The organism is Butyricicoccus pullicaecorum (genome assembly GCF_002160355.1).
Classification (GTDB): domain Bacteria; phylum Bacillota; class Clostridia; order Oscillospirales; family Butyricicoccaceae; genus Butyricicoccus; species Butyricicoccus pullicaecorum.
Genome location: NZ_NFKK01000010.1, coordinates 1 through 15,276, shown reverse-complemented (window position 1 = coordinate 15,276; position 15,276 = coordinate 1). Strand labels below are relative to the sequence as shown.

The following is a 15,276-nucleotide window of genomic DNA, read 5'->3' as shown; positions in this document are numbered from 1 at the left end:
CCGAAAAGGAATTTGCTATGATCGTATTAGATGAAAAAAATATTATTCTGGACTGTGACGCGCAGAACTGGGAACAGGTGATTCGGATTGCCGGAGCACGCCTGCGGGAAAACGGATACATTGATGATGCTTATATTGAGGCCATTATCGAGCGGGAAAAGGAGTATCCGACCGGGCTGCCGACCGATGATGTCATCACCGCGCTGCCGCATGCCAACAGCGGCGCGGTGTATAAGACCGGCGTCTGTGCGGTACGGCTGGCACATCCGGTGGATTTCCGCAATATGGGAGACCCGGAGGAAACCCTGCCGGTGGAAATGGCGTTTGTACTGGCTAATGCTTCGGGGCCGGATGCGCACCTGGAAGATTTACAGGAGCTCATGGACTGCTTCACCCGCGTTGGACTGCTGGCTGATCTCAAACGTGCACAGAGTGTTGCAGCGTTTCAGGAGGTTTTTGCAGCTAGGGAACAGTATCCGGAGGCATAAACAGGACGGGGGAGAGATCGGATGAAAAAGGTGTTGATCGCGGGTGGACTGTGTGGGACGACCATGTTAATTGTGGCAGATAAGATTCGTGCACGCTGCGCGGCGTGCGGCGTGACCGTACAGACTACCATACAGAATCTGTGGGAGACTTCGTATGTCTGCCCGGGATACAGCCTGATTGTTGAGATGTTTCCCTGTTTTGAGAATGAAAAATGTCCTGTGGTCAGCGGAAAACCGTTTATTAACCATCGGGGCGAAGATGTGGTACTCGATGAGATCGCAAGCTTGCTTTGTGAGGAGGGAAAAACATGATTTATGCCGATTATGCTGCGACAACACCGATAGACCGGCGCGTTGCAGCCAGTATGCAGCCTTATCTGGAGATGAGTTTTTATAATCCCTCCTCGCTCTATCCTGCTGCACGTCAGGTGCGTCAGGCAGTGGAGCAGGCGCGTGAACAGGTCGCTGATCTCATCGGCGCGACTGACGGACGTGTCATTTTCACATCGGGCGGTACCGAGAGCGACAATCTGGCATTGATCGGAACGGCATTGCACCCGGACAATCATAAACGACATTTGATTACCAGTGCGGTTGAACATCACGCGGTGCTTGAAAGCTGCGCGTGGCTGGAACGGATGGGGTTTCGTGTGACCTACCTTCCGGTTGATCGCTATGGTCGGGTCGATCCGGATGACTTGCGGCATGCAATTGATGCAGACACCTTTCTGGTATCGGTCATGTGGGTGAATAATGAGGTTGGTGCGGTTGAGGACATTGAAACTCTGGCTGGTATCGCACATGAGGCCGGCGTGTGGTTCCATACCGATGCGGTACAGGCAATGACCACACAGAATGTCACCACAGAATATGTAGATTTACTCACCTTGTCGTCTCATAAGATTTATGGACCGAAGGGTGCGGGAGCGCTGTATGTGCGCGATGGTGTACCGATTGCACCCATTTTGCACGGCGGACAACAAGAAGGTCATCTGCGTGGCGGTACGGAAAATGTCCCGTCCATTGTGGGCATGGGTAAGGCAGCGCAGCTGCTGCAAGCAGAACGCGCAGCGCTGAGAGAAGATCTGGCGAGATGGAAAACGCGTCTGATTGACAGACTGTCCGGGATGGACGGCATGATCGTTAACAGTCCGAGCGGAATTTCTGCGGATTCGGTGCTGCATTTGGCGTTTGAGGATATCGAGGCAGAAGGTTTGCTGTTTTGGCTGGCCAAAGCAGGTGTGGCAGCATCTATGGGTTCTGCTTGTGACACCGAGCATGTAGAACCGTCGCATGTGGTGCATGCGATTGGATTGCCCGCATCTTACGCACGTGGCTGTCTGCGGTTATCATTCGGACGTGGCCTGGATGATTCTCTGGTGGATGCACTGGCCGAACGCATTCAGACGGCGGTGACACGCATGAGACGATGAGGTATAGCACACAGGTGCTTGTGAAAGGAAGGCGGATATGTTAGTCAACTCAAAAGAAATGTTACAGCAGGCCAAGATGCAGGGATACGCCCTGCCGGCACCGGACTTTGTGGATCTGGACTCTGCGCGAGTGTTCGTGCAGGTTGCCGAAGCAGTCAAACGACCGCTGATTTTGTCCTATGCACAGGTCTTAGAGAATGTTCTGCCGCTGAACGAAGCGGCAGCAATCGGTAGATTGCTGGGCGAAGCATCTTCGGTGTCGGTCGCTTTGCATCTTGACCATGGTCTGGATCCTGATTTTATCGGGCGGGCGATTGATCTGGGCTTTACATCGGTAATGATTGATGCATCGGGTGAGTCGTTCGATGAGAACGTGCGCCGTACACGCGAGATCGTGCAGATGGCGCATGCCAAGGACGTGACAGTCGAGGCGGAGATTGGACATGTGGGTCAGGGTGAGAATTTCGCGTCGCTGGAAAGTTCGGAGACCATTTATACGACCACCGAGGAAGCGGCTGCGTTTGTGGAGCAGACCGGTGTAGACTCGCTCGCAGTATCCATTGGTACAATCCATGGTATTTATAAGAATCTGCAAACACCCTGCCTGAATTTTGATCGTCTGCATGAATTGGCGCAGCAGATACCGGTTCCGCTTGTTTTGCATGGTGGTTCGGGGACAGGCGATGATAATTTACACCGCTGTGCAACCGAAGGTATCAGCAAGATCAACATTTTTACTGACTTCCTGACCGGTGCTATGGAGCAGATTCAGAAAGATGCCGCCAAAGATTATCTGGCCGTTAAGCGTTCGGCCAATCAGGGCATGGCTGAGGTGCTCCGGCACTATTATGCGGTCTTCGCGAAGGAGTGATTGGAAATGGAAAAGAGAGCGATTCGAACCCCGTTTTTTGTTGTCAACCCGAAGGCGTATCTGTACGGAGAAAAGGCATTGGAGTTGGCACGCTGTGCCGATCGCCTGGCCGAACAGTATGACTTGGATGTATTTTTTACCGGACAGCTGGTTGACTTACCAGCACTGAAACGAGAGACTAAACATCTTATCATCACCGCGCAGCACATGGATGGACTGCGGCCGGGAGCAGGTATGGGACATGTACTGCCCGAGGCACTCGTGGAGGCCGGTGTGCAGGCAACCTTCCTCAACCACGCAGAACATGCAATGCCCTTTGCTAAGCTGGCGCAGGCAATGGCACGCGCGGATGAACTGGGAATTCTGACGATTGTGTGTGCCGATACCGTGGAGGAAGCGCGTGCGCTGGCTATGCTGCATCCAGATATCATGGTATGCGAGCCGACGTCGCTCATCGGAACCGGTAAGGTCAGCGGAGGAGATTACATGGCAGCGACCAATGAAGCGGTCAAATCGGTATCTCCACATACCCTGGTTTTGCAGGCAGCGGGTATCAGTACGGGTGAGGATGTGATCCGTGCCATTCGCTCGGGTGCGGACGGTACCGGAGGTACAAGTGGTATTGTGGCGAAGCCCGATCCTTGTGCGGCGCTGGAAGAAATGCTGACCGCTCTGCATCAGATCAAAGAGGAAGGAAAGTGAAAAAGCATGGCAATTTATCAGGATACCATCGTGGTGCGATCCAATGGATCGCGTCCGTCTTATCATAATGTGACCGAACAGGTGCGAGAGATCATCGCCAAGAGTGGAATTCAGAATGGTATGTGCGTGGTGCAGTCACCGCATACGACGTGCTCGGTTATTTTTGAGGAGTACGTGCACGATACGGATTTTAACGGAGATGAATTTTTGCAGGTTGATCTCAACCGTATTTTGGATCGTATCATTCCGCGGGAAAAGACTGAGAATATGGAATATCGCTATCCCGGCCCTAAACATGTGGATTTTCTGATGAGTTTGGACGATCCGCAATTTCCGTGCGACCCGGCGACCATTTTGAATGGTGATGCTCACATCCGAGCATCCTTCTTTGGCGCAAGTGAGACATTTATTCTGCGTGATGGCAAGCTGCTGACCGGTTCAGTAGGATACATCTACTTTATCGACTGGGATCAAAACCGCGTGCGTGACCGTAAATGTCATGTTATGGTTATGGGAGAATAAAAATTACGTTTTACGCAAAAAGTAACGCCTAAGCAGAGGCGTTACTTTTTTGTCTGTTTTTACGGGAGATGTTATATATAGCGGGAGGAAGAAGTTGGGTCAGTTCTGCATAGATTCCACAATCGCACTGGCGAGAGTCTGGAGCTCGCTTGCCTTGTCGGGATGCAGAGCGGATGCCATGGACAGGCGATCGTTCAGGACGGTCATGTTTTTCATCTCATCTTCGAGGAATTTCTGCATGAGATCGCCGGACTTGACCGCCCAAGAACCGTTTTCGATGAGCGCAACCGTGCGGTTTTGCAGGTTGAGTGCCTTCATGTCCATCAGGAAATTGTGCATGACCGGATAGATGCCCAGATTATAGGTTACCGATGCCAGAACAATGTGGCTGAGACGGAATGCTTCGGAAATCAGGTAGGACACATGGGTGTTGGATACATCGTACATCCAGACGTTGGTCACGCCCTGCGCACACAGCTGGGTTGCAAGCGCTTGAGCTGCCGCCTCAGTGTTGCCGTACATGGAAGCGTATGCAATCATGACACCCTTTTCTTCCGGTTCGTAGCGGCTCCAGTGATCGTACTTGTCGATGAAGTATCCGAGATCCTGTCTCCAGACCGGACCGTGCAGCGGACAGATGTAGCGAATCTGATCCAGAATACCGGCGGCCTTTTTGAGCAGAAGCTGAACATGCGGACCGTATTTTCCGACGATGTTGGTGAAATATCTGCGTGCATCGGCAATCCAATCGCGGTCAAAATTGACCTCGTCGGCGAACAGCTTGCCGTCCAGTGCACCAAACGAGCCAAATGCATCGGCGGAGAACAGAACGCCGTCGGTGGTGTCAAAGGTGACCATGGCTTCAGGCCAGTGTACCATCGGTGCGGCGACAAAGGTCACGGTATGCCGGCCAAAGCTCCAGGTATCGCCCTCCTTGACCTCAATCAGCTCGTGACCATCCAGCTGGAAGCCAAACTGACGCATGAGCAGGAAGGACTTTTCGGTCGAGATGACCTTGACCTTGGGATGACGCAGTAGGATTTCCTCAATGGATGCACCGTGATCGGGCTCCATGTGGTTGATGACCAGATAGTCGAGCGGTTTGCCTGCAAGCAGATAGTCCATGTTTTCGAGCAGCTGACGGCAGGCCGACCAGTCGACGGTGTCGAACAGAACACTGTGCTCGTCGAGCAGGAGGTAGGCGTTGTAGGACACACCGCGCGGAATAGGATGGATATTTTCAAACAGTGTCAGTCGGTGGTCGTTGGCACCGACCCAGTATAAATCTTCGGTTACATTGCGTACGCAATACATAATGAAACGCCTCCTTTATCCTTCGATGAACATTTCTTTGCCTTCTCCGCATTCTGGGCAGACCCAGTCCTCGGGCAGTTTTTCAAACAGCGTACCCGGTGCGATCTCGGCATCCGGATCACCCGACTCGGGGACATACTCATAGCCGCAGCCGCCGCAGACATAGGTCTTGCCAATCGGCTCGGGCTTGGGCACACTCGGACGCTTCATCTTAACCATGGGCGGAGCGGGCTGCTTTTCGCCGCAGTCGAGCGCGTCAGCCAGCAGCGGGAGGATTTCATTCAAATCGCCTACGATGCCGTAGTCGCAGTTTTTGAAGATGGGCGCACCGGCGTTCTTGTTGATTGCAACGATAGTCGAGGCATCCTTAATGCCTTTCAGGTGCTGGATGGCACCCGAGATGCCGCAGGCGATATACAGATTACCCTTGAATTTCTGTCCGGACATGCCGACATAGCGGTCAAGCGGGACATACTGGAGGGTTTCAGCGACCGGACGGGAGGAGCCGATTGCTGCACCGGCAGCGGCGGCGACGCGCTCGATGAGCTTCATATTCTTTTTGTCACCGATACCCTGACCGGCAGATACTACACGCTCAGCTTGTGCAATGGGCGTGTCCATCGGGATGCCGACCGAGAAGTCGTAACCATCCTTTTTGAGCGCTTGCACGAGTGCCTGAACCCGTTCGGCACCTGAGCCTTCGCGGAAGATGAGCTTTTTGCGCACGCCGGTAACCGGTGCAGACTTCTTTGCACGGCTGCCGCTGCCGCCTTCGGACTTGGGCGGCTTGCCCAGCAGCTGGGAGGCGATGACAACACGCTGAATTTCGTTGGTGCCTTCGTAAATGGTCGTGATCTTGGCATCACGGTACATGCGCTCAACATCCATACCCTTGAGGAAGCCGGTGCCACCAAAGATCTGGACCGCATCGTTGGTGACTTCGAGCGCGATATCCGATGCGTACATCTTGGCCATTGCCGATTCCATGCTGTACGGCACGTGTGCTTCCTTGAGTTCGGCTGCCGAGTAGACCAGCATCCGTGCACAGCGCAGTTTGGTTGCCATGTCTGCGAGTTTGAACGAGATCGCCTGTTGGAAGCCGATAGGCTTGCCGAACTGTACGCGCTCCTTGGCGTATTCCAGTGCCGATTCATACGCACCCTGCGCGATACCTAACGCCTGCGATGCAATACCGATACGACCGCCGTCCAGGGTTGCCATTGCGATTTTGAAGCCCTGTCCTTCTTTGCCCAGCAGGTTTTCCTTGGGTACTTTCACGTCGTTGAAGATCAGCTCAGCGGTCGAGGAGGAGCGGATACCCATTTTGTCGTAATGGTCGCCGAAGGTGAAACCCTCCCAACCCTTTTCGACGATGAACGCCGAGATGCCGCGGGTACCGATGTCGGGTGTCGTGACGGCAAAGACGACATAGATGTCAGCCTTGGGCGCATTGGTGATGAAAATTTTGCCGCCGTTGAGCAGGTAATGGTCGCCCTTGTCGATCGCGGTGGTCTCGGTACCGCCTGCATCCGAACCGGCGTTGGGTTCGGTCAGACCGAACGCACCGATTTTTTCGCCCTTTGCCAGCGGAACCAGGTATTTTTGCTTTTGTTCTTCGGTGCCGAAGGCAAAAATCGGCCACGAGCCGAGCGAAACATGCGCGGACAGGATAACGCCGGTGCCGCCGTCTACGCGGGAGAGTTCTTCCACGGCAATGGCGTAGCTTAACACATCCAGACCGGCTCCGCCGTACTCGGTGGGGTAGGGAATACCCATAAGACCCAGTTCACCCAGCTTTTTTACAGCTTCGGTCGGGAATTCGTTTGCCTGATCCATGCGGAATGCATGGGGCTTGACTTCTTTTTCTGCAAATGCCCGTACTTTTGCACGCAGCGCTTCGTGCGCCTCGGTGGTTTGGAATAACATAAAAGGAAACCTCCTTATCTCGAATCAAGTCATGCGGTCTGGAATCGATCACTTTCCTAAAGAATACTATTTTGGTATTCTTTCGTCAATCGAACTTTTAGATAGAATAAAACAGCGTTTTTTGTGCACTTATGCAAGCTCTGCGCATTGTGCACAAATAAAAATATTAACTTTTCCCTTAAAGATCAAAAAAGGTAAGATTTTATGCGCATAAAGCAAAAAAGCAGAGATTATGGTTGCTTAGGCAACAATTGGATGGGTTATTCTTCAGGAAAATTTGCCCAAAATTTTTTTCTGATACAATCTTTTTCGATTGACTTGGTTGCATATATCAAGAGATATAGGAGCGCGGAAACGACAATATGCGATAAAATAGGCACATATGCAGAGGGTTATAGCGTTTTTTTCTTTGTCGCCTACGGTTCGGAATATCAAATTATGATTTGAAAACAGAACACCTTTGTGATATAATTAACGCAATCTAAAGCTCCTTTTGGTAGTACATAATGTTCTGCTGAGCGGAGCTTTCAGCGCACAAAGTTGATTTATCCGTGAGATAGAATGATGGACGGATGAATCATTTCTTCTTTTTGACGGCAAATGGTTTCACAAAATACACCTTGCAGTCTGAGAAGACAGCTGTTGATGCGCTGGGTTGATTGAGATTACAGCGCGCATACATGAGTGCTGTAATTTCGGTTACTTATCCATTCAACGTACAGGGGGGACCTGTGAAAGAATATGGCGATCATCTGGGCGGTTTTATATCAGATGAGAGCAGCGAAATTCTTGTCCCATGTGCAAATACCTGGGACAGTGATATGGATAAGAAAAATCTTGGTTTATGGGGGTGATGTGACTGATCTGTACCGGATTTCACGCCTGCAATTTGGGGTGAAATCTGTTGTTAACACCAAAACATAATATTTTTTTTGAGAAGGTGAATTCTATGGATCTAGTTATTTTGATTGGTTCCTTTTTTGTGATGCTTTTCCTGGGAATTCCGATCGCATTTACCCTCTGTCTGTCCTCGATCCTGTATCTGGTACTGTACACGAACATCCCGCTGATCATCGTGGCACAGCAGCTGCTCAAGGGCGTTGACTCGTTTACACTGCTTGCGATTCCGTTCTTCGTCATTGCAGGCTGCCTGATGCAGGGCGGCGGTATTTCGCGCCGTATCGTCGACTTCGCAAGAAAGCTGGTCGGCTGGATTCCTGGCGGCATGGCAGTCGTTGACATTGTTGCAAGTATGATTTTTGCAGCAATGACCGGTGCAGGCGCTGCAACCACGGCTGCAGTTGGCGGTATCATGATCCCTTACATGGAAGAGGATGGCTATGACCCCGGCTTTGCAAGTGCAATTCAGACCGTCGGCGGCGTATTCGGCCCGATCATCCCGCCCAGCATTCTGATGGTTCTGTATGCAGTTGCATCCAACGAGTCGGTCAGCGATATGCTGTTGGCTGGTCTGATTCCCGGTCTGCTCCTCGGCCTGATCCTGCTTCTGGTCGTCGTTGCACAGTGCATCAAGAAGGGCTACCGCGGTGCCGGCAAGTTCGAGCTGGGCGCAGCAATTAAGTCCTTCGGCCATGCGTTCTTTGCACTGCTCGCACCGGTTATCATTCTGGGCGGCATCTACTCCGGTAAGACCACTCCGACCGAGGCATCTGCAATCTGCTGCTTCTACTGCCTGGTCATCGGCCTGTTCGTTTACCGTGAAATCAAGCTCAAGGATGTATGCAAGATCGTTTACGGCGGCGTTAAGAGCGCTGCTGGCATCATGCTCATCGTAGCAGCAACTCAGGTATTCGGTTGGGTTATTACCCGTGCAGGTATCCCGCAGAATATCGCAACCATGTTTACTTCTTCCATCAGCAGCCCGCTCATGTTCATGCTGTCGGTTGTTGTCATCCTGCTGGTTGCAGGCTGCTTCATCGATGCCGTTCCGGCTCTGCTGATTTTCGCTCCGATCTTCTGCCCGACCGCGCAGGCTTACGGCATTAACCTGGTATACTTCGGTGTTGTCATGGTTATCGTTCTCTGCATCGGTCTGGCAACGCCTCCGGTTGGTATCAACCTGTACGTCGCATCCAGCGTCGGCGGCCAGCCGGTACATAAGATCATTCCGCATCTGCCCATTCCGCTGCTTGCCATCTTTATCGGCACCATGCTCGTCCTCCTGATTCCGGACATCGTTATCTTCCTGCCGAATCTGATGAACGGTGCTGCCGGTTAAACAGGGGAATCCTGATTAACCGCATCCGCAAGATGATTAAGTAGTGAAAAGGAGATATTGTTATGAAGAAGAAAGTGATTGCGTTTGGTCTGGCGCTCAGCATGGCGCTGACCATGACCGCGTGCACCAGTATTGGTACGCCTGTTGACATCACCCCAGAGCCCGAGCGTGAAGTGCCCGAACCCGGCCCGGTTGCTTCGGGTGAGATCACCGGCGACCACTTCTCCATGAGCCTGTTCTGCGGCTCGATGGCAGAAAACACGCCGGCAGGCGGCGCGACGGCTGTTATGGCAGACTACCTCAACGAATACTCTGACGGCACCATCGAAGCGCTGGCGTTCTACGACACCGCACTCGGTGATGCGACCTCGATGGTTCAGGGTCTGCAGCAGGGTACGATCGATATCGGCATTGCCGGTACTTCTTACTTCTCCAACCTGGTACCCGAAATTGACGTATTTCAGCTGCCGTTCCTGTTCTCTGATCTGGAATCTGCGCGTGCTGCAACCGAAGGCCCTGCAGCAGAAGCCATCCATGCAATGTTCGAGGACAACGGCATTATCGGCCTGTCCTTCTGGGAGAACGGCTTCCGTGAGCTGACCAACAACGTGCGTCCGATCACCAAGCCCGAAGATATGGAAGGTATTAAGATGCGTACCTTGGCTTCCGATGTACAGATTGCAACTTGGGAAGCAATGGGCGCACTGACCACCAGCATCGACGCTTCCGAGCTGTACACTGCACTCCAGCAGAATACGGTAAACGCACAGGATAACCCGCTCCATGAGATCGTATCCCGTAAGTTCTACGAGGTACAGCCCTACGTTACCCTGACCGATGCCGTTTATACGCCTCTGTACATGGGCATGAGCAAGATGACTTGGGACAGACTGTCCGACTCTCAGAAGGCTCTGATCCGTGAGGCAGCTGACGTTGCACGTGACGCACAGCTTGCGATGGTCGACGAAGCGCAGGCATCTGCAATGCAGACGCTGGTCGACAATGGCTGCGAGATCGTTGAAAATCCGGATAAGGCAGCATTCAAGGAGAGAGCAATGCCCTCCTGGTCGATCTTTACCGATGTATATGGCACCGAGCTGGTCGACATGATTCAGAATGCGCAGTAAGCGGACTCTTTTCTGAAAAAGGAGAAGATTTATATGAGAAGAATTGTTGATTTGACCCTGCCCATCGTGGAGCATTGGCGTTACGGATTCAAGGTCACTCCGGTCCGTACCCATGCAAACGGTGACCCCTGGCAGTGCACGGCCTATAATTTGCAGTCTCACTGGTATACGCACATTGATGCACCGCTGCATTTTGATCCCAACGGCAAGAACCTGGATGATTATCCGATCCAGGATTGGGCGATCACCGATTGCCTGGTGCTCGATCTTTCCGATTGCGGAGACAATACGGCGATCACCGGCGAAATGCTGGAGAAGGCAAACGAGCCGTTCAAGGACAAGCACTATGACAGCCTGATCATTCGTACCGACCGTCCGAAGAAGGTGTCGTTCAAGACCACCGATTTCTGGGACAATGCACCGTATCTGACCGAGGACGCAGGCATCTGGATTCAGAAGTACGCGCCCAAGGTTGTCGGCTATGACTTCCCGCAGGATTACGCGATCCGTGAGCATCGCTTTATGAAGCCGGGCGACCCGTATACGCCGCAGCCGGTGCATGAGCATGTGCTCAAGCAGGGAGAGATTCTGCAGATTGAGTATATGACCAATCTGTGGGAGATCGGCACGCCGACCTGTCAGCTGATTGCGCTTCCGCTCAATACCAAGCAGGCCGACGGCAGCCAGATCCGTGTAATTGCTGTTGTAGAAGAATAAGGAGATGTCGCTATGAAAACATCTGAGAAGCTTTTATCGGCGGCAGAGACACTGTTCGGTTTTATCGGTGTAGTTATGATCCTGGTCGAGACGTACGCTGTATTGGCACGTAACGTCCTGATCGTTTCTACGCCGTGGGTAGACGAGCTGCTCAAGCTGCTGTTCGTCTGGATCGTATTTGTTGGCTCTGCGCTGGCATTCCAAAATGATGAACTGATTTCCCTGACCCTGTTTGAGGACAAGGCCAAGGAGAAAAAGCAGATGGTAAAGTACACCATCCTCAAAACCTTTCAGTACGTAATCGCCCTGGGTGTTTCCGCACTGATCGTAACACAGATGTATACGATCATCACCACACAGATGACTACCGGTGAGGCAAGTACCGTTATGAAGTATCCGCTGTGGGTACTCAACAGCGGTATCATGGTAGGCATGGTCCTGATCGTAATTATGGCTGTGGTTAAGCTGGTCGCATGCATTAAGTTCCTGGCCAATGGGAATAAGGCAGAGACGGTAGACTAATTTGTCATAGAAAATCCCATTGAATGCTCGGATATGGACGTTCAATGGGATTTTTTGCTTTGCGGCCGCAGAGTAAAAAATGTTTCTGGTAAAAAATAACAGCAATTTGACTCCATCTGACCGCCTCTCTGAGGGCATATTTGTGAGCAAAGACAAGCGAATCCGGCGCACAGATACCGATTTGTCGTGAAACTGTGGAAAAGGACGGAAATTTGTGCAAAGTGATGAAAAAGCACCATGCTGCAAATTGACACCCTGTTGACTGCGTGATATAATATATCAGGATGAAATAAAGAACATTGTTCTTAAATAAGAACAATGTATCGAAAAATCGAATGATATGGATACCATAAAAGTAAGAATCCTTGAAAAATACAATCGCCGCACAGGGAAGAGTCGGTTTGATTGTAAAAAGTAATGATGATAGGAGTCAAACGAGGATTTGAAAGGAGGAATTTTCATTGGAAACCATTACCGATCTGATTAAGGACGTACCGGTACCGAAGATGGTGAAGATTCGCGAGGTGTTTGACGACACACACATCCCGGAGGATAAGATTGTCGAGACCGTTCAGAACGAACTGTCCCGCGAGGCGCTGGGCGGCCAGATTAAGCCGGGCATGCGCATTGCAATCACCTGCGGCAGCCGCGGTATCAACCATTACGCCATGATGGCACGCGCAATCGTAGACTTTGTCAAGTCCAAGGGCGCAGAGCCGTACATCGTTGCAGCTATGGGCAGCCACGGCGGCGCAACGGCAGAGGGTCAGACCCAGATTCTGAAGGATTACGGTATCACCGAGGAAAACATGGGCTGCCCGATTAAGAGCTCGATGGAGACCGTACAGGTCGGCCTGTCCGGCATCCGCAAGCAGCCGGTTTTCGTGGACAAGAACGCCATGGAAGCTGACGGTATCATCCTGTTTAACCGTATCAAGCCCCATACCTCTTTCCGCGGTCGTTACGAGAGCGGCCTGATGAAGATGATGGCCATTGGCCTGGGCAAGCAGCACGGTGCAGAGAGCATCCATCACCAGAGCCCTGCAATCATGCACGAGCTGGTTGAGGAGTATGGCCGCACGATCATGGAGCATTGCCCGATTCTGGGTGGTATCGCCATCATCGAGAACGCATACGACGAGACCTACTTGATCCGCGGTCTGACCACCGATGAGATCATCACCGAGGAGCCCAAGCTGCGCGATCTGTCCTACAAGACCATCGCACATCTGCTGTTTGACAAGTGTGACGTTCTGGTTGTCGATAAGATCGGCAAGAACATCTCGGGCGACGGCATGGACCCCAACATTTCCGGCCGTTTCGTACAGCCCAAGTACTGCTCTGGCGGTATTGACGCAGAAAAGGTTGTTATTCTTGACCTGACCGACGAGACCCATGGCAACGCACAGGGTATCGGTCTTGCAGAGGTTACCACCCGCAGACTGTTCAATAAGATGAAGCTGGAGATGACCTACCCGACCGGTGTCACCAATACCTTCCTGCATCTGATGAAGATCCCGATGATCATGGACAACGACCGCGAGGCCCTGCAGCTGGCACTGTGCTGCTGCCCGGACGCAGAGGATCAGAACAACATGAAGATGATCCGCATTCCGGATACCATGCACATCGAGTACATCGAGATTTCCGAGGGTTTGCTGCCGCTGGCAAAGGAGAATCCCAACATCGAAATTCTTTCCGAGCCGTATGACCTGCCCTTTGACGAAGAGGGTAACCTGTTCTGATTTTTGAAATTTAGCCCAGATAAAGGAGCGAAAAAATATGCTGAATGCCATGATGATTGACGGCAAGGACAACGTAGCAGTTGCCATCGAGCCGATCACCAAGGGCGAGACCGTGACCTACCTGTGCGACGGCGAAGAGAAGCAGCTGACCGCACGTGCAGATATTACGATTTATCACAAGCTGGCTGTCCGCAAGATTGCGGCAGGCGAGCCGGTTGTCAAGTACGGCGAGCACATCGGCGTTGCCATGTGTGACATTGAAGTCGGTGACCACGTCCATGTACACAACGTGGAAGGCCATCGTGAGAACCTGGAAGAGAAGGAATAAGGAGGACGGACATGACTTTTTATGGATATAAGCGTCCGGACGGCCGTGTCGGCGTCCGCAATAAAGTGCTGATCCTGCCGGCCAGTGTCTGCGCTTCCGATACCGCACGCATCATCGCACAGCAGGTCGAGGGTGCGGTTACCTTCAATAACCAGCTGGGCTGCTCGCAGGTTGCATCCGACCAGCAGTACACCATGGACGTTATGGCAGGCTACGCTGCAAACCCCAACGTATACGGTACGGTTGTTGTATCGCTGGGCTGCGAAAACTGCCAGATGGATCTGGTTGTAAAGGCTATTCAGGAGCGCACCAACAAGCCCATCGAGCAGGTTATCATCCAGGAAGTTGGCGGTACCCTCAAGGCAGTTGATATTGGTGTGCGCTATGCCAAGGCAATGGTAGCTGACGCATCTCTGCTGCAGAAGGAAGAGTTCCCGATGTCCGAGCTCATCATCGGTACCGAGTGCGGTGGCTCTGACCCGACGAGCGGTCTGGCAGCAAATGTGCTCATCGGTGAGATGAGCGACCGCATTGTCGCTGAGGGCGGTACCTCCATTCTGTCTGAGACTACTGAGTTCATCGGTGCAGAGCACATTCTGGCACGCCGTGCAGCAACCCCCGAGGTACATGACCGTATTTTCGAGATCGTTCACCGTTACGAGAAGGCACTGCAGCTGGTTGGTGAGGAAGTCCGCGAGGGCAACCCGTCTCCCGGCAATAAGGCTGGCGGTATCACCACGCTGGAAGAGAAGTCGCTCGGCTGCATCCATAAGGGCGGTCACACCCCGGTCAATGCAGTATATGACTACGCAAAGCAGGTCGAGGCGCATCAGGGTCTGGTCATCATGGACACCCCGGGTAATGACCCGTCTTCGGTTGCAGCAATGGTCGCAGGCGGCGCACAGGTCATCGTATTCTCGTCTGGCCGCGGCACACCCACCGGTAACCCGCTTGCACCGGTCATCAAGATCACCGGTAACCGCATCACCTTCGCAAAGATGGAAGACAACATCGACGTGGACGCATCCCCGATCATTTACGGCGGCGACCTCAAGAAGCTGGGCGATGACTTTATGAAGCTCGTGAGCGAAGTTGCAAGCGGCAGACAGACCAAGGCCGAGGCACTGGGCTTTACCGAAATGGCAATCGCTCGTGTCTGCAATTTCGTATAATAGACAATCATTCCGTGTGATTTGATATTGATTTAAACTAGGAGATGAGATCCGTATGAATAAAAAGTATGCCGTAATGGACGGTAACACGGCTGCCGCCCATGTGGCCTATGCCTTCACTGAGGTCGCGGCGATTTACCCGATCACGCCGTCCTCGCCGATGGCAGAAA

Annotated in this window: 16 protein-coding genes; 14 read left to right on the top strand and 2 right to left on the bottom strand. The window is 52.5% G+C overall.

From position 1 onward, the window contains the following. The first annotated feature begins 17 nt into the window (after nt 1-17). The 6 genes from B5F17_RS09035 to B5F17_RS09010 are packed head-to-tail and all read left to right on the top strand — an operon-like array spanning nt 18 to nt 4,016. A complete protein-coding gene (locus B5F17_RS09035; protein WP_162608136.1) occupies nt 18-488 on the top strand; it encodes a PTS sugar transporter subunit IIA in 471 nt (156 codons plus the stop codon). Between the two features lie 21 nt (nt 489-509). Then, on the top strand, nt 510-800 hold the full coding sequence (locus B5F17_RS09030; protein WP_087373201.1) for a PTS sugar transporter subunit IIB: 291 nt from the start codon (nt 510-512) through the stop codon (nt 798-800). Continuing rightward, nucleotides 797-1,921, top strand: a complete 1,125-nt coding sequence (locus B5F17_RS09025; protein ID WP_087373198.1) for a cysteine desulfurase family protein — start codon at nt 797-799, stop codon at nt 1,919-1,921. Before B5F17_RS09030 ends, B5F17_RS09025 begins: the two co-directional genes overlap by 4 nt. Before the next feature lie 37 nt (nt 1,922-1,958). After that, nucleotides 1,959-2,792, top strand: coding sequence for a class II fructose-bisphosphate aldolase (locus tag B5F17_RS09020; protein ID WP_087373195.1), 834 nt, complete (start codon nt 1,959-1,961; stop codon nt 2,790-2,792). Nucleotides 2,793-2,798: 6 nt separating this feature from the next. After that, nucleotides 2,799-3,494 carry a triose-phosphate isomerase gene (locus tag B5F17_RS09015; protein ID WP_087373192.1) on the top strand — a complete coding sequence of 232 codons (696 nt, stop codon included), beginning with the start codon at nt 2,799-2,801 and terminating at the stop codon, nt 3,492-3,494. Nucleotides 3,495-3,500: 6 nt separating this feature from the next. Continuing rightward, the gene (locus B5F17_RS09010) at nt 3,501-4,016 is read left to right on the top strand and encodes a YjbQ family protein (RefSeq protein ID WP_087373189.1); all 516 of its coding nucleotides are present in this window, start codon (nt 3,501-3,503) and stop codon (nt 4,014-4,016) included. 99 nt (nt 4,017-4,115) lie between these two features. Here the strand turns inward: B5F17_RS09010 and B5F17_RS09005 are convergent, their stop codons facing one another. Together B5F17_RS09005 and B5F17_RS09000 are read right to left on the bottom strand one after the other, a co-directional pair. Further along, entirely contained in the window at nt 4,116-5,330 is a 1,215-nt protein-coding gene (locus B5F17_RS09005) for an FprA family A-type flavoprotein (protein ID WP_087373188.1), read from the bottom strand. A 15-nt stretch (nt 5,331-5,345) separates the two neighbouring features. Then, nucleotides 5,346-7,256 (bottom strand): acyl-CoA dehydrogenase family protein, encoded by a 1,911-nt coding sequence (locus B5F17_RS09000; RefSeq protein WP_087373186.1) that lies wholly within the window; start codon nt 7,254-7,256, stop codon nt 5,346-5,348. 731 nt (nt 7,257-7,987) lie between these two features. On the opposite strand from B5F17_RS09000, the gene B5F17_RS15240 reads away from it, so the two are divergent. From B5F17_RS15240 to B5F17_RS08955, 8 genes are all read left to right on the top strand, one after another. Then, entirely contained in the window at nt 7,988-8,110 is a 123-nt protein-coding gene (locus B5F17_RS15240; protein WP_275532122.1) for a hypothetical protein, read from the top strand. 95 nt (nt 8,111-8,205) lie between these two features. Beyond that, nucleotides 8,206-9,495, top strand: a complete 1,290-nt coding sequence (locus B5F17_RS08985; protein WP_087373180.1) for a TRAP transporter large permease — start codon at nt 8,206-8,208, stop codon at nt 9,493-9,495. A gap of 62 nt (nt 9,496-9,557) precedes the next feature. Continuing rightward, the gene (locus B5F17_RS08980; RefSeq protein ID WP_087373177.1) at nt 9,558-10,622 is read left to right on the top strand and encodes a TRAP transporter substrate-binding protein; all 1,065 of its coding nucleotides are present in this window, start codon (nt 9,558-9,560) and stop codon (nt 10,620-10,622) included. Between the two features lie 33 nt (nt 10,623-10,655). After that, the gene (locus tag B5F17_RS08975; RefSeq protein WP_016147058.1) at nt 10,656-11,339 is read left to right on the top strand and encodes a cyclase family protein; all 684 of its coding nucleotides are present in this window, start codon (nt 10,656-10,658) and stop codon (nt 11,337-11,339) included. A gap of 12 nt (nt 11,340-11,351) precedes the next feature. Continuing rightward, on the top strand, nt 11,352-11,861 hold the full coding sequence (locus B5F17_RS08970; protein WP_016147057.1) for a TRAP transporter small permease: 510 nt from the start codon (nt 11,352-11,354) through the stop codon (nt 11,859-11,861). A gap of 461 nt (nt 11,862-12,322) precedes the next feature. After that, entirely contained in the window at nt 12,323-13,606 is a 1,284-nt protein-coding gene (locus B5F17_RS08965; RefSeq protein ID WP_087373174.1) for a nickel pincer cofactor-dependent isomerase, group 22, read from the top strand. A 37-nt stretch (nt 13,607-13,643) separates the two neighbouring features. Next, a complete protein-coding gene (locus tag B5F17_RS08960) occupies nt 13,644-13,934 on the top strand; it encodes a UxaA family hydrolase (protein WP_016147055.1) in 291 nt (96 codons plus the stop codon). Between the two features lie 11 nt (nt 13,935-13,945). Beyond that, entirely contained in the window at nt 13,946-15,106 is a 1,161-nt protein-coding gene (locus B5F17_RS08955) for a UxaA family hydrolase (RefSeq protein ID WP_016147054.1), read from the top strand. Nucleotides 15,107-15,276: the final 170 nt, after the last annotated feature.